This is a genomic window from Cupriavidus sp. Agwp_2, assembly GCF_040784895.1.
Taxonomy (GTDB): Bacteria; Pseudomonadota; Gammaproteobacteria; order Burkholderiales; family Burkholderiaceae; genus Cupriavidus.
On the sequence record NZ_CP088085.1, the window covers coordinates 471,685 to 493,975 of the forward strand.

The window sequence follows — 22,291 nt, forward strand, 5'->3', positions numbered from 1 at the left end:
GCGCGCCCAATTTTCTCCGCCCTCCCAAGCTGCGAGCGGACCAAGCCGTGCGGGCGAGCATCTCGGCGCGCGTTGTGCCGCATGCCCTTGCTCAGGCGGAGGCGCTCTGATGGACTACCGGACGATCGTTGTCGAGCTTGGGACAGACGCCGGTTGCGTCGCCCGTATCCGCATGGCTGCGGACCTGGCTTCCTGCTTTGGGGCGCATATCATTGGTGCCAGCGCGACTGGCCTGCGCATCGATCCCGTGCGTGGCGCCGGCGACGATGCGGCGCGGTACGCAGAACTTGCGCGCCGCCGCCTGCTGAGCCAAATCGCGTCGTACCGGGAGTTACTGGGCAATACGTTGGCTGATGCCACACCCGCGATCACATTCTCGCATCATGTCGTGGCAGAGGAGACCGGCTGGGTCCTGGCACAGGAGGCGCGCGTGGCCGATATCGTCCTGCTCGCGCGGCCGGCCACCACAGGGGGAGTCGTGCCATCGCTTACGGCCGAGGTGGCCGAATATGTGCTGCTGAATGCGGGGCGGCCGGTGGTCGTCCTGCCTAACGAGGTCCGCCGCCTGCATGGCGGCCACGTGGTGATTGCATGGGACGGTCAGCGCGAGGCCGCTAGGGCGGTAGCCGATGCGATGCCCCTGCTCCTTCGCGCCAGACAGGTAACGATACTTGGAGTCTGGGACCGGGCCGGCAGGCCAGATGCGAAATCGGAGCCGGTCGCGGGGCTGCGTCATTACCTGCAGCGTCATGGCATCGTTGCTGCCGTGCGGACCGAGCAGACTTCCTTGCCCGTTGGTCCGGTTATCTGCGATGTGCTCGGGGAGCTTGCCGCGGACTTCCTGGTGGCGGGGGGCTATGGGCACTCCCGCATGCGGGAGCTTGTGATCGGCGGGACAACGCGGACGTTGATGCGCCACGCCGAAGTTCCTGTTTTGTTCTCACACTAACAGCAGGCCTCGCAGGCAACTGCAATGGTGCAACCGATAGCGTCAGGGCGCTAGATCGGCGGCGCCGCAAAGCTCCAACCTGCAGGTTCACCAGCGTCAGGCCGTACTCGAACTTACGGTTTAGATGGGCACTGGCGGTGCTCTGCACCGTTCGGCGCACGATGCCGTGGCAGGCGGCCGACGAATCAGTTCAGTCTCCCAGCGAGCCAGACCACGGCGAGGTAAGTCAGCACGTGCGCGTACTGGTCCACGCCAAATGCCCACCAGTACTGCGGCAAGTTTGGCGTCAAATTGGCGCGTCGGCCGAGGCGCACCTTCCAGTGGTCGACCATGTAGTGGACGACGGCGTCGAAGATCCCCAGCCCGAGCCAATGGGTTACACCAAAGCCGCCGAGCAGCACAGCAGTACACAGGCCATGTAGCCCCGCGTGGGCATAGCCACCCGGGCTCCGGAAGTCACCCTTGCCGGCCAGCATCCAGCTCGGCTGCCACAGGAAGTCGCACACGAGATGCTTGGTGAACAATGCGAATAGCAGCAGTAACGCCATGGCCCGCTCTCCACCCAACGCCATGCCAGACCGCACGCCGCAGTGACGGCACCGCGCTCTGGCTTTTCATTATCAATGAACAGTAAAGAGTAAGACCACCATAGCTGCCACTGAAATCGATGCTGGCAGCAACATGCGTGGCGCTATTCAGGCCCTCGACCCGGGAGAACGCTGTGTGTCCGTGACCGAAGCGCCATCTCTTTTTTGCGGTGCACAAATTTTTTTTGGAACGATCCCAACTATGGACAGGTGGACGACTTTGAATTTGATGCCTAATTCGCACAAGCGCATGCCACCATTCTTGCTGTACGCCTTCTTAGGTCATCTTTCGCATGCTGTCGCGCTTTGCTGGGATGGCCAGACGCGGACCCCAAAGCCGGTTGCATGCGCTGTTCTTCGCGGTCTCGCTGTCGGCGACGCTCTAGTCATCGTCGACCTGGAACTTCCACGGCTAGGTTTGATCCGGGTTACCGCCTTCGACGAAGTGTTGCAGCAGGTACGCATACCATGAGACAAACCTGCAGTGTAGTGCAGTGCATCGGTCGTGATTTAGAGTTCTGAGCGTTCGTACCCGGGAGCGTCGAAGCGGATCAAGACGCTGGTGGTCTTCGCCGGCCCGTGCAAAGCCCGCGTCCTCCCGATGGCGCCCATTGACGTTGATCAAAGGGCTGCGCCGGCTCGCTGCTATCTTGAAACGAAGCACCGCCTCACAAGGATTGCACCCCCGACCACTGCATACTATCCAACGGCCGTGTCGCGCCGAGGCATAGGCGGGAGGAAAGCAAGGTCGATGAGTTCCGGTCCGGTCATGTTCGGCGCTGGCTACGTCTCACCCGGGTGCAAGGTGGAAGGCCTCTGATGAGCCTGATCTACGTGGTTGTCTGGCTGGTCGCAGGCCCGCTTTGGTGGAAGCTGCTTCGGCACGTTTGAGACGGCATTGGCAAGGAAAAGAGCCGGACTCCTGATTGGGGGCTAGCTCCTGACACCAGCAATCCGTTCCCCATTTGGCCGATAAGCAACGCCTGCTGGCGCTGTTTGATTCCGGAGAATTATCATGGTCATGACCGCGATGTCGCTCGCGCCCACGATCGTTTCACGAACGTACTCTGTCGGTCGCGCCCTTCTTGGCTCCCTTTTTTTACTTTCCGGACTCCTGAAGATTGGCAGCTTCGCGGCCTATTCTGCGTGGATTGCCAGCGCTGAGCTACCGACTCCGGTCTTGCTGTTGGTGCTAACCATCGTGATTGAAATTGGTGGTGGGCTAACCCTGATTTCGGGCTGGAACGCACGGTTGGGCGCGTTGCTTCTTGCACTGTTCCTGGTGCCCACGACCATCATCTTCCACGGCTTCTGGCGCGCCGATCCGGCAGACTTCCTGAATCAGCTTAACCACATTCTGAAGAATGTCTCAATCCTGGGCGGCATGTTGGTGATATTCGCCATTGAATCGTCGCGTGCGCAAGCAAGAGCCCCATAGCTGCTATGGTGATAAAACCTCGCAAAAGCGGGGGTGCAGCAGAGCGAACGGCTTGCAGGTCAGGAAGGCAGAAACCGCGTACGAGAGCTGTAGTACCAGCGAGTCATGGTGGCTCCATCGAGTTTGCGGCAGGTGGCCAAGCTTTTACAATTGGGATTCCAGTGCCTAAAGCTCTTCTACGTGCGTACGTACCGCACTCCCCCGGGAATCAGCACCGACTGGTCTGCGAGACCCAGACGCATTATGGGCCACGTTTATCTGAGGCTGCGCGAGTAACTGGGTGGCAAGGGACTTCCTCTCTGCACCCCTGAGGTCTCAAAATGCGAACCCTTCGGCGCGCAAGCGGCGCTGTGGCGTCCGCGGATTATCCGCGCAACATCGAACAGATCAGGGGAAAGCGCTCGACGAACCCTTGCAGAGCCGCGTTGTGAGGCTGTAGAGGCTGTCACCACTCCATCGGGTCGATGGATATCCCGTCGAACTGCGCATTGAACTGAAGCAACTGCCTATGCCTCACGCACGGGCTATGTCATTGCCTCGTCGACATGACACGCTTTCCCAGTGACGGCCATCTGGTGTCCTGGGCTGGCCCGTGTCCGCGGCTGTCGCGATGGCGTTGAATATGCCGACCTTGTCCTCCTGGCGATCGCCGTCCATTTCGCTCCGAATTGCGCTGCTGCGGCATGAGTCAACCGGCTTAGCGACGCGTACTCCTTTCGGAGCACATCGCACTGAGCAAGCTACACAAGTCAACCAGCCATGTTTCGCGTACTGGCTTTGACGTTCGACAAGCCCTGTCTATGCCCAAGTTCTAGATTGAACATGCGGTCTGCAGCCGCTAGGAGGAAATGTCCATGGACTATGCCACGATCATGGTGCATCTGGATGCGAGCCGTCGTGTGCACCAGCGTCTGCACCTCGCAACCCAGCTTGCTCTAGAGTTCCACGCTGCGCTGATTGGGCTGCTCGCTGCAGGCAACCCCGACCCGAAAGCAATTCGCTATTTTGCTGATGGCGAGCGATACCTTGCTTCGTATAAAGAATGGCGCCTCTTTTGAATTTCAAGTGGGTGGTATCGTGGCGGGTTTCAGGTAAAGAGCAACAGGATCGATGCATAGCAAACTGTTTGAAGCAGCCCTTGGCGTAAGCGATCCGTGGTTCGTCCGGGAAGTCGACTTCAACGCGCAAACCAAGACGTTGACGATCCAGATTGACTTTGTCGCCGGCAGCCGCTTTTCCCACCCGGAGGTCGCCGGTGGGCACCCGGTTCACGACACGGTGACCAAACGCTATCGGCACCTGAACTTCTTCGAGCACGACTGCTATCTGGAAGTCCGCACGCCACGCGTGAAGCTTCCCGACGGCCGCGTGGCGTTGGTCGAGCCGGACTGGGCTGGCAAGCTTTCTGGCTTCACGTTGCTGTTTGAAGCCATGGTGGTGGCGCTTGCGCAGCAGATGCCGTTTTCTGCTGTAGCCAGAACGGTGGGTGAGTCGTGGCATCGCGTGTACGCTATCTGCGAGCGCTATGTCGACCTCGCGGTGGCCGAACTCGATCTGGCCGGCATGACCGCTGCCGCCGTTGACGAAACGTCCTACAGGCGCGGTCACAACTACCTGACGCTTGTCGCTGATGCCGACGCGCGTAACGTCGTGTTTGTGACCGAAGGCAAGGATGCTGCCACGGTTGGCAAGTTCGCTGAACAGCTGCGCGAGCACAACGCTGCGCCCGAGCAGATCGGGGTGGTCAGTATCGACATGTCGCCAGCGTTCATCAAGGGCGTCAGCGAGCATTTGCCCAACGCGCGCATCACCTTCGACAAGTTCCATGTCGTGGCTCACGCTTCGGCAGCCGTGGACAAGACCCGGCGTATCGAACAGAAGACCGATCCAAGCCTCAAAGGCCTGCGCTGGACGCTGCTCAAGGATCGGGACGGCTTGCCAGCCGCACAGCGTGCCGATCTCGACGCGTTGATCGCCAACGTCACGACCAAACGCACCGCCCGTGCCTGGCTGTATCGCGAGCAGTTGCGCGACATCCTTGGGCGCAAGCAGATCAACGTTGTTTCCGCAATGCTCGAGCAGTGGTGCACGAACGTCATGCGATCCAAGGTCGAGCCAATGAAGGAGGTCGCGCGCATGATCCGCAAGCATTTTGATGGCATCGTTGCATGGACCCAGACTCGCCAGACCAATGGCTTCCTGGAGGCGCTCAACGGCCTGTTCCAAGCCGCCAAGCGCAAGGCTCGCGGCTATGTGAGCTTCAAAACCATGCGCACCGTGATCTTCCTGATCGCCGGAAAGCTCGACTTCTCCGCGATCAACCCGCATGCCGCATAACCCACTCATTTTTCAAAAGAGCCAGAATGGCACAGACAGATTGAAGATTGGGCCCGTCAGGCTTTCGAAGGTGCTACAAAAGGTACTGCGGTAACTGCCGAATGGCGGGCACCAGACTGGACCACGGTTTCCACGGTACAAGCCGATGCCCATCTTGCTGATCTGCTGATTCTCGGGCAACGAGATCCGGATGACGAAGAGGCCTTCGCAGAGGATCACTTCGTTGAATCCGTCGTTCTACACTGCGGCCGGCCTGTTCTTGTGGTCCCTTATGCAGGTAGATTCTCTAGTGTTGGCAAGAACGTTGTGGTGGCATGGAATGGCAGCCGAGAAGCGGCCCGTGCGATCCGCGACGCGCTGCCACTCCTTCGACGAGCGGATAATGTTCATATCGTTTCCTACCTGCAGCCGGGGGTATTGCGCGATCCGTGGCTATCGCCGGTGAAACATACGGTGGCCTGGCTTTCCCGTCATGGCGTGCAAGCAAGCCATGAGGAGCCAGTGGTAAACGGAGGCGGCGATGAGACCGGCAAGCTGTTGCTGTCGCTTGCAGCTGACCGTGATGTCGATCTCATTGTGATGGGTGCCTACGGGCATACCCGCCTCCGTGAAATCGTTTTGGGCGGCATGACGCGCACGCTCCTGGAGTCTATGACTGTGCCCGTATTGATGTCTCATTGAGCGGCTCCAGCCTGCCATCAAGCGGGGCGGCTCGAACAGGCACCTGCGTCGCACGATGCGAAGCTGGCGAAGATGCCAATTCACGGACCGGCCTTCTGCAATCTCGCCGAGGCCTCACGTCGGGTCGATCTGGCGCTTGCCGGCCACTTCCGGTCGCTCACCCACCAAGAAAATCGTGTCGCCAACGACTTGGGGGCAGCTATCCCGGTAAGTCGAGTAGCGCAAGGGAATCGCACCCTCACGCCCTCACAGATCCGGACATGAACCTCTCGATTCATCCGGCTCCTATCGGCCGCTGACCAAGATTCGAAATTGTACTAAACCGCTGACGCGGTAGTGGGAGGGAAGCGGAGGCCAGTGCCTGGCGTTTTGTGAGAGCGGATATCTGGTGCCGGGCCCAGGGAATGGAGGACCAGGCGGCTGGGAGCAGCATGGAGGTGCCCGACGGGGCATTCCATCCACTGTTTCCAGGAGGTCCGTCATGACACCGCTGCGCGAACGCATGCTGCACGACATGCAGATCCGCTAATGCGGAGAAGTTTGTAATGTGAAGGAAACGCCGATAAGCATTGTCGCAGCTACGCTGTGTTGCCTCTTTCCTTCACATTACGAGATGGCGTCTCAAAGCGAATCAAGCCAATCCAAAAGCGTGGCGGACCGCTTCCAGCGAGGGCGATGCCCAACCGCGGAGGGTACGTCGAACTGTTGAAGTGCCTCACGCATTGTTTGCATGTTTGCTTGAGCATACTGATTGGTCATATCCAGACTCGCATGTCCAAGCCAACTTCGAATGACCGTGACGTCAACGTGAGAAGCCACAAGATGGACGCCCGTCGTGTGGCGCCATACGTGTGGCGTAACGCGTTTTGACGATAACGAGGGCACCTGCTGACACGCTGCCTGGACGTACTGCCGCAGTTTGAATCGGACACCCGAAGCGCTCAGTGGCGATCCGTAGCGATTGACGAAGAGGCGCTCATCTGGAGCGTGCGGTTGGCGTCTTAATAGGGCTTGGAGCAGCGTGACTGTTTGCGGCCACAACGGACAGGTCCTTTCTTTCCTGCCCTTGCCCAGCAGCCGCACCTGGAAAGGCGCCTCGAAACGGATGTCCCGTGGACAAAGATCCAAAGCCTCCTGGATACGCGCGCCCGTATTGTAAAGAAATGAGAGTAGAGCGTGATCGCGCTGCCCCTCAATGGTGCTGCGGTCGGGCTGAGCCAAAATGGCCGCCACTTCGTCTGACTCCAGATAGCAGATCACCCGTCGCTGCATGCGCTTGCTTGGAATGGCAAGCACCTGCGCACATTGGGCCAGTGCCGACGGCTCTTGCGTTTCCACAAAACGGAAAAAACTCTTTAGCGCTGCGAGACGGCAGTTGCGTGTGCCAATTGAAACATGGCGCTCATCTTCGTTATGCTGGAGAAAAGCAAGTACCTCGCTAGCGGTGATCTGCGCCATGCTTAGGCTTTCGATCTGACACCTCTGGCGCTCAGAGGTAAAACGTAAAAACAGACGCCAAGTGTCTCGATAAGATAATACAGTGTGGACTGAGACGTTGCGCTGCTGCACGAGCCAGTTCTCGAAGAAAGCATGTAGCAATTGAACAAACGATGCGTTCATTCGCATGATTGACCTCCAACCGGATCGCTGAGGTTGCGCGCGCCGAAGGCCTCAAACCGTTCGGATGCTTGCTGCAGCAACTCTTGCGTCGAGGTGAGATAGACGAGGGTCGACTGGATACTGACGTGCCCAAGATATGACGCCAGGTAAGGCAACTGAACCTGGGGGTTGATCCCATTCCGATACCAAGCGATCATCCGATTTACCGCCATGGCATGTCGAAGATCATGAACACGGGGACCCACATAGCCGGGCAAGGGCTTCAGGCCAGCGTCCCGGATGACCTGGACCAACAGCTTGCTGATCCTGATCTGGGAGTAGGCTCGGGACGTTTGCGCGTTCCAGAACAGGGCAGAGGCACTATCAGCGGGAGCGCCTGCTGCCAAGCGGGCCTGGAGATAAGCGCCTAGTGCTCTCATGACCGTCATCGTGACCGGCAACAGACGCGCCTTGTAAAACTTCGTGTCGCGCACTGAGATGGTTGCGGCCTCCACATCAATGTCTTGCACCTTCAGACGGACGATCTCTCCGAGCCGAAGGCCGGCACAGTAGGCAAGCACGATCATTGTGTACAGGGCGATGGGCCGCAGGGGTGCTCGCGGAGACGGAAAGACGCTTGCAACCTTAAGCAGTTGCGCGACCTCGTCTGGTGTATAGATATAAGGTCGTCGCTGGTTCCGCTTGACCACACCACGCAGGTCCCGAGGCGACCGCGGAATGGCCACGGGTACGCCTTTGCGCTGCATGGCTTTAGCGAGAACACGGCCAGTCTCAGCGCATTCCATCGCATGTCGGGGCGTCGAAGGGGAGTTGGCCCACTCTCTAACGAGCACTGCGAGGGGTTCCGCCTCAAGATCGGGCCGAGTTTGTAGAAAGCGATCGAACCGGGCCAACCGGCTTTGCACTGTGTGATAGCGAAATCCCAGTGAGTGCATCATCGCTATGTGCTCCCGCATTAGAGGGCCCAGGTGACTTGCAAAGAGGGGCAGCGGTCGAAGTGCCTCCAAGGCGGCATCGGGATCTTGACTGAGCAACGCGCGAACCACTGGCGTAGTGCCGCGTGGGCTGTAAGCGCCACGCAACTCCGACAAAGGATTGCGCTCAAGGCGCCTATTCGCGACCAGCCAGTCGAGAAAGCGATCCACCAGCCGGGCGTGGCCGAAGAGCACACGTTGCGGTAATAGCGTGGCCCTCGTCTTAAGCCAGTGCACGATAGTCGCGCGAGAAGGAGGTTGCGTGCCTGAATACGCGAGAGCGCACCGCTGGAACCCAGCAAGGACATAGTGGTAACTGTTGCGTGCCGAGGTGCTTCGCAATCGTAGTTGCTTGACAAAGACGCGATACAGGTCGCATTGGGCGTCGGGCCAACTGTTCATGATTCGCTCCCCGTCGGAACGTCCAGCCCCACCTCGCGCAATTCGTTCACGGACAGTTTGAGGTACTGCCTCGTGGACGACAATGAGCGATGGCCCAGGACATCAGCGATAGTCTTGAGTGGAGATTGCGTGCCCAGCAGGCTGACCGCGCACGCGTGTCGTAATGCATGAGGTCCCTGATTACGTGCGATGGGGACACCCGCGTTACGGAGACGATCAACAACAACGTGATACACCCCACTACCTTGCAAGGACCGGTGCGGAGCCGCAGTCCGGATGAAAATCTCGCGGGCAGTGGTCTGGGGACGACCATTGCGCAAGTAATCCAGGATGGCTTCCCCGACAGTGCGCAGCAAGGGCAGCATGGATTCCGATCGGGTCTTGGTATGGCGAATACGAATGCGTTCCCCTCTCCAATCCAGTTCCTCCAGGCGGAGCCTCGCCACTTCGCTTGCGCGCAGTCCATAGGTGCAAAGCATCAGCAGGATCGCATAGTCGCGCAATCCCTTCGGGCTGCGATCCTGCTGCGCGGATTCGAGGAGCAACTCAACTTCTCTGGTGCGTAGCGCCGAGGGAATGGCCTCGTCAGCATAGATTCGAGGACTGATCAAATCAGGGGCAAGATCTCGAACAACCCAGCCGTTCTGATGCAGGTAGCGCAGGAAGCTACGCAACGCGTTCACCATATTCTTGATGGCGCCCCGTCCTAAATGCGACGCTTGGGACTGCACATAGCGGTCGATATCAGCCAGCGTGATCTGCGCAAGCAGCGCCTTGGTTCCTCCTCCGTCCAATGATTCGAGGAAATGTAGGACGATGCGTTGACGCGTGGATAGCGTTGTGCTCGCCAAATCACGCGTCGTCACGAGCCAGCTGACGTATGAATCGCAAAGTTGCTTATGAAATGCCTCGCGCGCGCTTGCAGGTATTGGAGCCGGAGGCCAGCGGCCTTGCACCAGACGCAACAACATCTGAATACCGCTGAGATGCCAGTTGCGCCATGCCTCAAGATTCTGTGGGCTACGTCCGTTCCGCCGCCGGAACCGGCGTAGCTGGTAGTTCAGGTACGCGGTCACGTGAACGGGCTGAATCTGTTCGACCTCGATTTGGCGCTGGCGCGTGTAGGTGAGGAATCGCAGGGCAACATGCAGGCTGCGCTTACACGCCTCATCGGAGTAACGTTCCTCGCGCAGATGAGTTTCGAGCCGGGCGAGAGATTCCGGCAATGATGTCGTCGGTAACATATGCACCTCCTTGGGGGGGCATCACCAAGGATCGCGCATTCTTCATTCTTGCAATTGTTATGCGAAGCGAACCGGCTACAAGCGTCCGCCCCGCGGGGTCCGATTGCCTCTCCTTCACATTACAGACTTCTCCGCATTAGCGGATTAATCGTCAGCTGGCGATTAATCCGCAACCTCGCCGACAACACGCAGAAGTCCTATCTGCTGCAGGTTGCCAGTTTTGCCCGACACTTTCGTCGCTCCCCTGATCTACTCGGCCCTGAAGAGATCCGTGCCTGGCTCGTCTATCTTCGTGAAGAGCGCAAGCTTGCGCCCAGCAGTCTCTGTCCAGCCATTGGCGCGCTGCGGTTCCTCTACCGCGTCACGCTCAAGCGGCCCTGGAGCGATGAGGACTTTCCGTTGCCGAAGAAACCAGTCAGGCTACCAGTCATCCTGAGCCTGGAGGAGACCACGACCTTCTTCGAGTCGATCGCCAGTCTCAAGCAGCGCACCATCCTGATGACCGCGTACGCCGCTGGTCTGCGGGTGTCGGAAGCCGTGCATCTGAAGGTCACTGATATCGACAGTCAGCGCATGGTCATTCGTGTGAATCAGGGGAAGAATCGTAAGGATCGCTACGTGATGCTGTCACCGCGGCTGCTGGAGATTCTGAGACTGTACTGGCACGACGCCCACCCCAGGGAGTGGCTGTTTCCGGGCGACATTCCCGGGCAACCGATCAGCCGGTCCGCAGTCGCGCTGGCGTGTCGCATCGCTCGCCGGCGCAGCGGTATTCAGAAACCCATCACGCCGCATTCGCTGCGGCATGCGTTTGCCACTCACCTGTTGGAGAGCGGTGCTGACGTGCGCCGGATCCAGCTGCTGATGGGTCATCGCAGTCTTTCGACGACTGCGCGCTACTTGAAACTGGCGACGAGCACCGTGTGCGCGACCACCAGTCCCTTCGATCTGCTGCCGCACCCCGAGCCCATCCCGCCCGCCGCGCCTGCGCCCGCATACTTCTGAACGCAGGCATGCGCGCGCCACTCGAGGTGGCGGATATCTTCCGCCACTGCGGCCAGCAGTACCGGCAGATGCACGCCGACGGGCTCAGTCGTGCGCAACGGCGCGCGATGAGTGCGATCGAGCTATGCCGCACCGCGGCCCTCGGTGGCCATGTCGAGCGGTGCGACGCCTGCGCTCACCAGCGGATCACCTATAACTCGTGCCGGCATCGCGCCTGCCCGAAGTGCCAGTCACTTGCCCGCGCCCAGTGGCTTGAAGACCGCCAGGCGGAACTGCTTCCGGAGGTCGAATACTTCCATGTCGTCTTTACTGTCCCCGAGCCCATCGCAGCACTCGCCTACCAGAACAAACGCGCGCTCTACGACCTGCTGTTTCGCACCAGTGCCGAAACACTGCGCATGATCGCCGCCGATCCCAAGCACCTGGGCGCCGAAATCGGCTTCATCACTATCCTGCATACCTGGGGGCAGAACCTGCAGCATCATCCCCACGTACACTGTGTCGTGCCGGGTGGCGGCATCGCGCTCGATGGCGAGCACTGGAGCGCCTGCCGTCCCGGCTTCTTCCTGCCCGTTCGAGTGCTCTCGCGGCTGTACCGGCGCCTGTTCCTCGAACAGTTGCGCCGCGCCTTTGACGCCGGTGCGTTGCGTTTTTACGGCCCGCTCGCGCCGCTCGATGACGCCCGAGCATTCGCCGCATGGCTGGAACCCACTGCGCAGGCCGAATGGGTCGTCTATGCAAAGCCGCCGTTCGGCGGCGCCCGGCAGGTGCTCGACTATCTGGGGCGCTACACCCATCGCGTCGCCATCTGTAATCACCGGCTGCAGCGCTTCGACGGCGACGCGGTGACCTTCCAGTGGAAGGACTACAAACATGGGGGCGCAAGCCGGACTATGACGCTCGCGGCCGACGAGTTCATCCGTCGCTTCCTACTGCACGTGCTGCCCGACGGCTTCAAGCACATCCGCAGTTACGGCCTGCTGGCCAATTGCCACCGTGCGGCCAAGCTTGCCACCTGCCGCCGGTTGCTCGGCGTTGTGCCCGCAGCGGAAGACACTTCCCCCGTCATGGACGACTATCGTGACCGTTACCAGCGACTCACTGGTAGATCGCTACGCGATTGCCCCGTCTGCGGTAGGGGCCACATGGTCTGCATCGAAACCTTCCTGCCGGGTGCACTTCCGCGTGCGCCGCCCCCTCACCATGTTCACTGATCCGGTGGCATTACCCTCGACCACGTTTCCCTTCATTCCTGCTGGCAATGTGACCGGGCTTGCGCTATCCCGTCCTTGCCGCATTCCGATGTTCCGGAAGCTGCCCGATTCATCTCGCCATCTCGACGCTTGCACTGCCATCGTACGATCGCCACCGTCACTTCACCGCAGTCCCCTGGTCGGCTTACCCGTGTGGGGCCCGCCGGATCATTGCGCCGACCATTCAATCCCCATAGACGCCAGCGCCCGTGGAGCGGTTTAGCACAAACGGTTTTTTAGTCACCGGTCGCGGGGTGCCTTCCCGGGGTGCTGTTCATATGCTCGCGGCCGCGACCGCCAACCAAAAAACCCTCTGCTTTATGCGCTGCAGAGCATAAAGCAGAGCATAAGGGCGTATCTTGGTCGTAGGCAATCAAGAGCTTGCAAAAACTCCCGCGGCGTGTGATGCATTGCGCCGCGAAGCCTTGCTCCAGGCTGGTCGGCCTGGTACCGCCATTTTCTTCATGAAAAGTACGATGACCCCAAACGGGACGCGTTCATATAGATCCGCCCTACTTGAAGGATTTCCTATTCAACAGCGCACCGACATGCGCCCTGTTCGTATTGTGCTCTCTCTGCTGTGTCCTCAACTTCATCTCCAGTGACGCTCGTTCGACCTCGGAAAACATCCTCAAGAACCACGAGGCAGCTCCTACGCGTTGTAGTGCATTCCTCGCATCGCCAAGCTTGCTAACGAGGTCACTTCCGCCTGCGGTCACCATGTTGTTCGCGTTATAAAACCGGTCGCCCGCATGGTAAAGAAGTCGAAGGACCTTCACCATGTCGCCGAATTCCTGTGAGTTGAGATCAAAAACAATGTTCGACTGTACGCCCGGCGGCAGGCAAGGGAAGCAATGAATGTCCATTCCAGCGATCGCGCAATCGCTAGTGAAGTAAACGCCGGAGCGATCGGTATAGATGATCGTATTCGGTCGCATTTCTGCTCCGATTACTCTCATCGTCTTGATTAAATGATCGGCATAACGCTCGAACGCTGCCTTGAAATCTTTTAAAGACATTCTGCACACGGTATTCTGCGGGGCAGCTTGCGGCGTGTACCTATCGTTCGTTTGATACGACTCCACGAGGTGCTTGTTATACGCCGTATGCATGAGCACGGATTCTGGAGGTGTTCCATCTCGGAAGAACACCGTTATATCTATCTCAATCCGCCCGCGATTTTCTCTCGCTTTCGATTTGAGTCCCTGAAGCACGTTCGACAGCTGAGGAGGGTGTTGAGGGAGAGTTTGAGGAGCGCGGGGCGGTTGGAACCAGGGAGGAGGAGGTGGAGGGGAAGGCCTGAGTCGGGGGATGCGGATGCCAGTGCAAACGTGCACCATTCCCATTGGAGTGAACTCGCCGCAGGTAGCACATAGAGGCATGCGTAGATCCTTATGACTTGGTTGCCGGCGTTTAAGAGTGCCGCTTTTGGTGCTCTGATGGGTGCCATGAGAGTAGGCCGTGACAATCTCTGCGAATACACCATACATCTTCGTACCGTGCTTGAAGCACAATGCCTCGTGGCAAGCGCACCGATATTAATTCCAGAATACACGATGATCTGGGTGGGCCACTATCCCCGAAAATTGGTAGTTTTCTGCGCAGTGATGGTACTCGACCCGTTCACGCTGATGATCAAGAAGCCTGGCGCCGAAACCCAACTGACGGCGCTGGCCATCAACCTGCAGAACCAGGGGAACACCACCGCCTATGCTCCACGGCCGTCTGGGTGCACTCGCTGCGCGCCGCTAGCCGCAACGCCCTTCGAGCTCCGGTAGCCCGGATGTGGCAGGAATTGCGTCGTGGCTTCCCTCACACTGCCCAGGCCAGGGAAAGATCCACGCTCGGGTGGGCACGGACGCAGAGATCTCAGGCGCTACAGCCTTGCCGCCTCGCGGCCTGATTTGGCGCGGTCTCCTAAACCCGCAATTGCCGCTGAAACACTCCCAGCTCGGTGCCCTGCCCAGCCCCATCACCTCTTGCCGGTGAAGTGACGCAACTCGGGATGAACAGCAGAACACAGACCCAGCGTGAGCGGGAATTGCGGGGGAGAAGCGACCTGTGGGAGCTCAACGAGGCCTTCACCTCCCAAGCGCTGTACTGCCGGCGCAAGCTGGGCTCCCCGGCGAGCGCCTCAATGTCAACGGCGGCGCCATCTCGATCGGCCATTCCTTCGGCATGGCGGGTGCGCGCCTGGCGGGACACATCCCGCTGGAAGGCCGCCGCCAAAATGCGAAGTGGGGCGTGGTTACGATGTGCATCGCGCGCGCGGCATGGGTGCAGCGGGGTTGCCCGAAATTTATTGAGGAAGACAACGGATTTCCCATCCGCACCTCACGGAGTGGCCTTCCGCGACGAGGGTCGCGCCTTCCTGAAGGACAAGCTGCTTAATCGATTTGCCCATGTGCAGGTCGTCGGACTGCTTGCAACGCATGGAGGAGGTAAGCGTCGCTACGTAGACGACCAGGGCAATAAATGCCACCTATCTATGACACCCTTGAACCAGACGTACAATCTGTCACGAAGCCCGGCATGGACCTGAATCGCTCAAGCCACTCCAGTACGAACGGAACGGGCGTCAAGTCAAATCCGGCGGCTTGCGCGTGTGCTACCGATGGGTAACACGATACGTCCGCAATGGTAGGGCGATCGAGTTCCAGCCACTTCCGGTTCGTCAGATGTTCATTCAGGAAATGAAGCGCTGCCTCTTCGGATCTCGACGTACTATTGCCCAACCTTGTTAGTTCGCCACTAGCGAATGAAAGCCACTGTGCAATTAACCCTGTTGCCCGTGCATCATCGGGAAGCCAAGTACCGAATCTGTCGTATTTGCGTGCTAAGTAGGTAAGAATCGCCTCAGCATTGTGTAAGCGCAGCGCTTCATCTTCGATCAATGGCTGCTTCTCGAACGGCACAAAGGGAGTTGTCGGCACGGGACATGGATCCATTGCATCGACGGTTACGCTTTCATAGCGCAAGCTCAGCATGCTAAGAAGTAAACGGACCTTGTAGCAGCATGGCGAGGCCTCTCTAACAAAGAATCGAATCATCAGGTTAAGGTATGGGCGACCCAGACCCGCCCTATCCAGAGCGCTTAGGGTGCATAACGTTTAACGGCCTCACCGGCCTCGCAGGAGCGCACGGATTGGGCGGGCGGCGGCCGGCTGAGACGCGGCGCCGGCGCACCATCGGCGCTCAGGCGGCGGCGCGGGCGCCCTCACCCGCCATTTGCGCCAGCGCTTCGTCGCGCGTGAGCACGGTCGCGTACTTCTGTGCCATGTCGAACAGGTTGGCATCGTGCGGGCCGATGGCGCGGTCGCCCACGCAATCGGACACCACCAACGGGCGGAAACCCAGCGACATCGCATCGACCACGCTGGCGCGCACGCAGCCGCTGGTGACGCAGCCGGCCACCAGCAGCGTCTGCACGCCGCGCTGCGTCAGCCACGCCGCCAGCGAGGTGCCGAAGAAAGCCGACGGCACCGTCTTGCGCACCACCAGCTCACCTCGAGCGGGCGCCAGCTCGGGCACGATCTGGCTGTTGTGGCCGTCTTCTTTCAGCGTCAGCATGCCGGGCACCTTCAGCGTGAAGATGTTGTGGTCGCTGTCGTCGTCGGCGAACACGATGCGGCTGTGCGCCACCGGCCAGCCCCGCTCGCGCGCGGCGCGCAGCAGCGGCTGCGTGTTGCGGATGGCTTCGGGGATATTGCCGCCGCCGAATACCGCCGGGTCGGCAAAGCCGTTGACGAAGTCGATGATCAGCAGGCCATACGGCGCCTTGAGTTCCATCGACGCGCCGAAGCCCTGGCGCTGGTAGGTCTGCACTGCATCATCCATGGCGCGAGTCCTTGTCTGCCTTGTAGAGCGATGCGGCCGGAGCATGGTGCCCGTCCATCACCTTGCCGCGCACCACCACCGGCTCGCCATCGAGGCTGACCGTGCAGTGGCGCACCGGGATATCGATATGGCAGGCGGTGGTGCGGCTGCCGCCTGCTTCGTTGTTGGGGCCGAACGAGCACAGGAAGTTGCCTTCATACGCGCGCGCGTCCATGCCGATGGTGGCCTCGCGGTCGTACATCGCCAGCGCCGACCAGCTGGCGCGCGGCTGCAGGCCCCAGCCGATATGCGACATCGCATACGCTTCGGGGTCGTTGAACGAGGCCATGTAGTCGGCCAGCAGTTCGGCATCGACACCGCCCTCGATTCGGCGAACGTAGCCCGCTTCTACCGTGATGTGGATCGGCGCCTGCAGATAGGACTTCATCGGCAGCAGGATGTCGCCGCGGTCCAGGACAATGGTGCCGTTGGTGCCGCCTTCGTCCGGCCAGGTCAGCACGAAGCCGCTCGGCCAATGGTCCCAGCGGCCGGGCTCGTCGACAAAGCCGTACTCGCTGATTGCCGGGAACTCGCCCAGGCGGCAGCGCAGGTCCATGCCGGCGTCGGACACGATATGCATCTCGCGCGCGCGGCCCAGCCGCTCGGTGGCAGCCTTGACGCGGGCGCGATCGGCCTCGGTCGGCACCAGCCGCGCCAGCACTTCGGGTGGCTCCACCGCCAGCAGGATTTTTGTGCCGCCGGACAGGATCTCGTGCTGCTCGGGCGAGAACAGCAGCGTCATCAGGTCCAGCACCAGGTCGCTTGCTTTCAACGCGGCAATCGCTGCCGGGTTGCCGGTCAGCGGCGTGGTGCCGAGATAGGCCAGCGCATCGCGGCTGAGCGCCTTCTCGCCATTGACCGGCGGCAGGTCGAGCCGGTTGACGATGGCGCCCATAGCCTGCGCCGCCACCATTGCCGTGCGCAGCGTCTGCGGGTGCGTGGCCGCGCCGGTCAGCACGGTGACGGTCTGCCCCGGCTGCAGCTTCGACAGCGTCAGCACCTGCTTCCACGCCGCCGTCAGGTCGTAATCGCTTACGGGCATGTTCGCTCCATTATCAGTTCAGCGGTCAGTTCAGCGCCGCGCCGAGGAAGTCGCCGAAGGCGCGATAGAAACCGGATTCGTCGTCCCACGGGATCATGTGGCCGGCATTGGCGACATGTGCGACCAGCAGCGCGGGCAACAGCTTGCGCATCTCCTGCACGTCTTCCTCGCGGATCACGTCGCCGCGGCCCGCGGTCATCAGCAGGGCCGGCACCTCGACCTGCGGCAGGTCGGCGTGGATATCGTCTTCGTGGAAGCCGTTGAAGCTGGCCAGGATTGCGCGCTCGTCGCAGGTATGCAGCCATTGCGCGCGCAGGCGCAGCTGATCCTCGGTCCACGTGGGGCAGAAGCGGCGCATGCCTTCGGCGTCGATGCCCTGCCGTGCCAGCCGGATCGAATCGATGTACCACGGCAGTTGCGCGGGATACGCACGGCGGCCCGGGCCAGAGACCGGCGGATCGACCAGCACCAGCCGCGTCAGGCCCGCAGGCTTGCCACGCGCGGCGCGGATGCCGATGCGCGCGCCCATCGAATGGCCGACGATGGCATAGCGTTGCAGCCCAAGCGCCTCGGCAAACGCGATCACGTCAGCAGCCTGCGCTTCGAGGCTGTAGTCCAGTTCCGCGCCGGCCTGCGACAAGCCGCGGCCGCGCACGTCGAGCACATAGGTATCGAACTGCCGTCCGAACTGCTCGCCGACGAAGCCCCACGTGACCGCCGGGCTGGTGATGCCGGGCACGATGATCACGGTGTCGCGCTGCGCGCGTGCGCCATCCTGGCCGCCATAGCGCAGGTAGTGCTGGCGAATGCCGTTGGCATGGACGTTGCCGCCGTAGAGGAAGGTGCTGGTCGTCATGGCCGGCTCCTTCAGTAGGCGCCGGACAGCAGCGCGCCCGCGCCCGGCACCACCGGCTCCAGGCCGAGGCGCTTGAGCAGCGCATAGGTGGTGGCGATGGCGGCGGTGACCACCGGCTTGCCGGTCATCGCCTCGACCTTGGCCACCGCCGGCAGCGACGGCATCTGCACGCAGGCAGACAGCACGATGACGTCGGCATCGGCGAAATTCATCTGCGCAACGATCTCCGGCAGGCGCGACGGGTCGTGGCGGCCGACGTCGAGGTTGTCGGGGATCTCCAGCGCGCGGTAGTCCACGACTTCATAGCCTTCATTGCGGATGTAGTCGACCACCAGCTCGGTCAGCGGCTTCATGTACGGCGCCACCACGGCAATGCGCTTGGCGCCCATCACCTTGAGCGCATCGACCAGCGCGCCGGCGCTGGTGATCACAGGGGCGTCGCCGCCGTTCTCGGCGGTGTGCGCCTGCAGGCGCTGCTCGGAAACGCGGTGGTAGCCGTGGCCCATCGCCATGATCGCCACCAGGCAGGCGTAGCCGAGTACGTCGACACGGGCGTCGCTCAGCTCCACCGCGCAACGGTCGGATTCGGCATCCATGGCCGCCAGTTCCTCCTTGACCACCTTCTTCATCCGCATGCGGCTTGAGTGGAAGGTAAAGCGCTCCGGCCGCACCAGCTGGCGCGCGGCCAGCATCGCCGGGATCTCGGTTTCCATCGTGGTGTTGGAGCTCGGCACGATCTGGCCGATTCGGAAAACTTTCTGCACTGTCGACTCCGTCATCTGTTTGTCTGTCTACCCGCCTGCCCTGCCCGGATGGCCTTGCATGCTGCGATCGATTGTAGTGCACACACTATACATAGGCAAACAGAAATACTCCGAAATACGCGGAAGCATTGGAGTGTAGCCGCTAAAAATATGGCTTTCCATCGGTTTATAAATTTCTGTCTTGTCGTTGATATTTAGAGTGTGTACACTCGTTATCAACGGTCGACCAGATAGGTCGACCAAGCCCCCATCGACCCATGTGTCATTGCCCCCAGGAGAAATAACGTGCAAGGCAAACCGCGAATCGCAGTTGTCGGCGCCGGACTCGGAGGAACGGCCGCGGCCGCCCTGCTGCAGCGAGCCGGCTTCCAAGTCAGGCTGTATGAACAGGCACCGGCGTTCTCGCGCCTGGGAGCGGGCATCCACGTGGGGCCCAACGTGATGAAGATCATGCGGCGCATCGGCATCGAGGACGCGCTCAACGACATGGGCTGCCACCCCGACTACTGGTACAGCCGCGATGGCCTGACCGGCGAGGTGATCGCGCAGATCCCGCTGGGCGACTACGCGGAGCGGCACTACGGCGCCAGCTACCTGACCGTGCACCGCGGCGATTTCCACAAGCTGCTGACCGACGCCGTGGCGCCGGACACGCTGTTCTTCAACAAGAAGCTGGAAAGCGTCACCGACCAGGGCGACGTGGTCCAGCTGCGCTTCACCGACGGCACGATGGACGAAGCGGATATCGTGATCGGCGCCGACGGCGTCAACTCGCGCATCCGCGAAACCCTGCTGGGTGCCGAGCCGCCCAAGTACACCGGCTACGTGGCGCACCGCGCGGTGTTCCCGATCTCGCGCGTCAAGGGCTTCACGCATGAGCGCTGCACCAAGTGGTGGACCGACGACCGCCACATGATGGTGTACTTCGACACCAGCAAGCTGGACGAGATCTACTACGTCACCGGCGTGCCCGAGCCTGAGTGGGACATGAGCAAGAGCTGGGTGCCGAGCAGCATCGAAGAGATGCGCGCCGCGTTCGACGGCTGGCACGAAGGTGTGCAGTCGCTGATCGAAGGCACGGTCGAAGTGACCAAATGGCCGCTGCTGGAGCGCGACCCGCTGCCGGTGTGGAGCCGCGGCCGCCTGGTGCTGCTGGGCGATGCCTGCCACCCGATGAAGCCGCACATGGCGCAGGGCGCCGCAATGGCGATCGAGGACGCCGCCATGCTGACGCGCTGCTTCACCGAGACCGGGCTGGATGACTACGCCGCCGCGTTTGCGCTGTACGAAGCCAACCGCGCCGAGCGCGCCGGCAAGGTCCAGCTGGTTTCGCACAACAACACGTGGCTGCGCAGCAACGAGAACCCGGACTGGTGTTTCGGCTACGATGTGTTCAACGTGCCGCTGGTGTCGGCCGGGACCGGGACGCTGTCCGCGGCCGCCTGATTCTCGACCTGAGCCTGCACGCCGCGCAGCCTCCCGTACGCAGGGGCGCGGCGTGTGCAACTTGCCGCTCTCAATCGACGCCCTTCCCTGGCAAGCTGCTGCACGACATCCGACGGAAAACCCGACTGCAACAGCCTCAGGTATGGCTGCGACTCGCAAAAATGTGGCGATGAACCCTTCCCGGCATCCGGGCAACATGCCGTCCCGCACATGCGCGCCATGTCAGCCCCTGAAACGAGTTAGCGACCGTTGCGACCAGCAGCGATGATTTCATAATCGCGCGTCGTCTTTATCTAGAGAAGCATTCCGTCTTACGCGCTGTCCCGCCCCCGCCGGAGCAGCGCGCTTTTTGCTTTCGCGTGACTCCTTTTCTCTTTGGCCGTCCTGGCGATGCCGGATGCGTGACAACTTATGTCCAGCGCCAAAGGTAGAGGCCCCTTCTGGCCGAAGCCTCCACCGTTGTCTCGTTTGCCTTAGAACTTCGTTCGGATCCCAAGCCCGAACGTCGTGCCGAGCGACAGATTGCCAACCTTGTCAACAATGCCAGCTATGTAGAGATCGGTGCGCTTGGAGAGATTGTAGTCATAGGCAATCGCGCCTGTCTTGCGCAGCTGCGTCTCAGGTCCGCCGGTAGTCCTTGCAAAGGCGAACGAAGCAAGGACCGACCCTGCACCGATCGGAATGGAGATCCCAGCCTGACCCTGTTTGGTCGTCACATCACCACTCGCAATGGAGTTTTTGATGTACTGACCCTGCGCAAATGCCTTCACAACCTTAAAGTCGTAAGCGGCACCGGCAGTGACAGCAGATTGATACCTAAAGCCCAATGGCACGCCTGTGTCTGCAACCGGGCTGGTATTGAATCGAACTTGTTGAAAGGCGACTGTCGCCGAGAGCTCTTGGCCGAAATAGACAACGTTGCCTCCCCACTTGCTCGACCCTAGACTTCCTGCTTGTTCGCCCAATGCGTATAGCGCATTGGCGCTGAATCCCCCTATGACCGGAGTGCTGTAAAGAATAGCGTTGTTGTAGCCAGTATCACCAATGATCCCCGAGCTGATAGTTCCGCCGTTGGATGCATAGGGGGCACCAAGATAGGTATGCAATACGGTCGGGGCGAAGACGAACGAATCAATCATAGGATTGAACAGAATTGTCGAGATGAAATAGGGTGTCGTGTTTCTCCCCACTTTTACCGTACCGTAGCGAGTATCTTGCAGCCCGACATAGGAGTTGCGTGAAAAGAACGAGTCCCCGGAGAATCGACCGGATGTGCCGTCGTCCGCGTTCAAGAACCCATTTAAATCGAAAATCGCCTTAAGATTGGTGGATAGCTCTTCAGTTCCCTTGATACCCCAGTACGAGGTCTGAATGCCTCCGGCGTCAATCGTGAATTTGCGGTCAGCTCCATAGGGTTTCACTGCACCGAGGAAGACATCCACTTGCCCATAGAGCGTAACGCTTGACTGCGCACACGCCTGGGAAGCGCTCAGGACAGACAAGGGAACAACTGCGAACCATGCAGCAGCGCGCACCTTGCGACGCAAGGTGCGAGAAATCCCGTTCATGATTGCATTTCCTTTACAACAGAATGGATGAAGAAGGACATACGCACGACTACCTGAAAATCAGAAGGTCAGCTGCGGCGCAAGCGGTCAGGTAACCCGCCGGTCGAGACCTTGGCCTTTGGCAGTCGTGTCTTTCTTTCTGGATGTTTGGTGATGGCGTTATTGGTTGGTGGGCGCTTGTCTACCTATAGAGTCTCTTCTCCCCGTCTTATCTTTGTGGAGCGCTCGTGCCATGTTCGTGAGGGTCTG

Annotated in this window: 19 protein-coding genes and 1 pseudogene; 9 read left to right on the plus strand and 11 right to left on the minus strand. The window is 60.5% G+C overall.

The features are described 5' to 3' along the window. Nucleotides 1-109 precede the first annotated feature (109 nt). Nucleotides 110-949 (plus strand): universal stress protein, encoded by an 840-nt coding sequence (locus LPA45_RS32485; protein ID WP_317922295.1) that lies wholly within the window; start codon nt 110-112, stop codon nt 947-949. A gap of 185 nt (nt 950-1,134) precedes the next feature. On the opposite strand, the gene LPA45_RS32490 is transcribed toward LPA45_RS32485, so the two are convergent. Continuing rightward, entirely contained in the window at nt 1,135-1,497 is a 363-nt protein-coding gene (locus tag LPA45_RS32490) for a DUF3307 domain-containing protein (protein WP_116323505.1), read from the minus strand. Nucleotides 1,498-2,551: 1,054 nt separating this feature from the next. Between LPA45_RS32490 and LPA45_RS32495 the strand changes: the two genes are divergently transcribed. The 4 genes from LPA45_RS32495 (at nt 2,552) to LPA45_RS32510 (ending at nt 5,992) form a co-directional block, all read left to right on the plus strand. Then, nucleotides 2,552-2,974: a DoxX family membrane protein gene (locus LPA45_RS32495; RefSeq protein ID WP_116323506.1), complete on the plus strand. Its 423-nt coding sequence runs from the start codon at nt 2,552-2,554 to the stop codon at nt 2,972-2,974. 854 nt (nt 2,975-3,828) lie between these two features. Next, complete coding sequence (locus LPA45_RS32500) at nt 3,829-4,032, plus strand: hypothetical protein (RefSeq protein ID WP_317922294.1); 204 nt, start codon at nt 3,829-3,831, stop codon at nt 4,030-4,032. 52 nt (nt 4,033-4,084) lie between these two features. Further along, on the plus strand, nt 4,085-5,311 hold the full coding sequence (locus tag LPA45_RS32505) for an ISL3 family transposase (RefSeq protein WP_317922293.1): 1,227 nt from the start codon (nt 4,085-4,087) through the stop codon (nt 5,309-5,311). A 309-nt stretch (nt 5,312-5,620) separates the two neighbouring features. Then, nucleotides 5,621-5,992, plus strand: coding sequence for a universal stress protein (locus tag LPA45_RS32510; protein WP_317922291.1), 372 nt, complete (start codon nt 5,621-5,623; stop codon nt 5,990-5,992). A 621-nt stretch (nt 5,993-6,613) separates the two neighbouring features. Here the strand turns inward: LPA45_RS32510 and LPA45_RS32515 are convergent. From LPA45_RS32515 to LPA45_RS32525, 3 genes are read right to left on the minus strand one after another with little or no spacing between them, the layout of a single operon-like run. After that, nucleotides 6,614-7,618, minus strand: coding sequence for a tyrosine-type recombinase/integrase (locus tag LPA45_RS32515; protein WP_116324038.1), 1,005 nt, complete (start codon nt 7,616-7,618; stop codon nt 6,614-6,616). After that, entirely contained in the window at nt 7,609-8,988 is a 1,380-nt protein-coding gene (locus tag LPA45_RS32520; RefSeq protein ID WP_116324037.1) for a tyrosine-type recombinase/integrase, read from the minus strand. The genes LPA45_RS32515 and LPA45_RS32520 overlap by 10 nt, the downstream gene beginning before the upstream one ends. Continuing rightward, a complete protein-coding gene (locus LPA45_RS32525; protein WP_116324036.1) occupies nt 8,985-10,232 on the minus strand; it encodes a site-specific integrase in 1,248 nt (415 codons plus the stop codon). Before LPA45_RS32525 ends, LPA45_RS32520 begins: the two co-directional genes overlap by 4 nt. 135 nt (nt 10,233-10,367) lie before the next feature. Here LPA45_RS32525 and LPA45_RS32530 point away from each other — a divergent pair, with 135 nt between their 5' ends. After that, the gene (locus LPA45_RS32530; protein WP_317925503.1) at nt 10,368-11,237 is read left to right on the plus strand and encodes a site-specific integrase; all 870 of its coding nucleotides are present in this window, start codon (nt 10,368-10,370) and stop codon (nt 11,235-11,237) included. An 8-nt stretch (nt 11,238-11,245) separates the two neighbouring features. Beyond that, on the plus strand, nt 11,246-12,451 hold the full coding sequence (locus tag LPA45_RS32535; RefSeq protein ID WP_317925502.1) for an IS91 family transposase: 1,206 nt from the start codon (nt 11,246-11,248) through the stop codon (nt 12,449-12,451). 551 nt (nt 12,452-13,002) lie between these two features. Here LPA45_RS32535 and LPA45_RS32540 read toward each other — a convergent pair. Continuing rightward, nucleotides 13,003-13,704, minus strand: a complete 702-nt coding sequence (locus LPA45_RS32540; protein ID WP_317925501.1) for a hypothetical protein — start codon at nt 13,702-13,704, stop codon at nt 13,003-13,005. An 842-nt stretch (nt 13,705-14,546) separates the two neighbouring features. On the opposite strand from LPA45_RS32540, the pseudogene LPA45_RS32545 reads away from it, so the two are divergent. Continuing rightward, nucleotides 14,547-14,796: pseudogene (locus tag LPA45_RS32545) on the plus strand (acetyl-CoA C-acyltransferase); the annotation flags it as partial. A gap of 180 nt (nt 14,797-14,976) precedes the next feature. Here the strand turns inward: LPA45_RS32545 and LPA45_RS32550 are convergent. The 5 genes from LPA45_RS32550 to LPA45_RS32570 all read right to left on the minus strand — a co-directional run bounded on the left by LPA45_RS32550 (nt 14,977) and on the right by LPA45_RS32570 (nt 19,028). Further along, complete coding sequence (locus tag LPA45_RS32550; RefSeq protein ID WP_317925500.1) at nt 14,977-15,540, minus strand: glutathione S-transferase N-terminal domain-containing protein; 564 nt, start codon at nt 15,538-15,540, stop codon at nt 14,977-14,979. A gap of 145 nt (nt 15,541-15,685) precedes the next feature. Further along, entirely contained in the window at nt 15,686-16,327 is a 642-nt protein-coding gene (locus LPA45_RS32555; RefSeq protein WP_317925499.1) for an N-carbamoylsarcosine amidohydrolase, read from the minus strand. Beyond that, nucleotides 16,320-17,408, minus strand: coding sequence for a 2,5-dihydroxypyridine 5,6-dioxygenase (locus LPA45_RS32560; RefSeq protein ID WP_317925497.1), 1,089 nt, complete (start codon nt 17,406-17,408; stop codon nt 16,320-16,322). Before LPA45_RS32560 ends, LPA45_RS32555 begins: the two co-directional genes overlap by 8 nt. 25 nt (nt 17,409-17,433) lie before the next feature. Then, the gene (locus tag LPA45_RS32565) at nt 17,434-18,264 is read right to left on the minus strand and encodes an alpha/beta fold hydrolase (RefSeq protein ID WP_367395125.1); all 831 of its coding nucleotides are present in this window, start codon (nt 18,262-18,264) and stop codon (nt 17,434-17,436) included. Nucleotides 18,265-18,275: 11 nt separating this feature from the next. Continuing rightward, entirely contained in the window at nt 18,276-19,028 is a 753-nt protein-coding gene (locus LPA45_RS32570) for an Asp/Glu racemase (RefSeq protein ID WP_116317435.1), read from the minus strand. 285 nt (nt 19,029-19,313) lie between these two features. Here LPA45_RS32570 and LPA45_RS32575 point away from each other — a divergent pair, with 285 nt between their 5' ends. Then, nucleotides 19,314-20,474 (plus strand): FAD-dependent monooxygenase, encoded by a 1,161-nt coding sequence (locus LPA45_RS32575; protein ID WP_317925253.1) that lies wholly within the window; start codon nt 19,314-19,316, stop codon nt 20,472-20,474. Between the two features lie 473 nt (nt 20,475-20,947). Here the strand turns inward: LPA45_RS32575 and LPA45_RS32580 are convergent, their stop codons facing one another. After that, nucleotides 20,948-22,021, minus strand: coding sequence for a porin (locus tag LPA45_RS32580; RefSeq protein WP_367395346.1), 1,074 nt, complete (start codon nt 22,019-22,021; stop codon nt 20,948-20,950). Between the last annotated feature and the right edge of the window lie 270 nt (nt 22,022-22,291).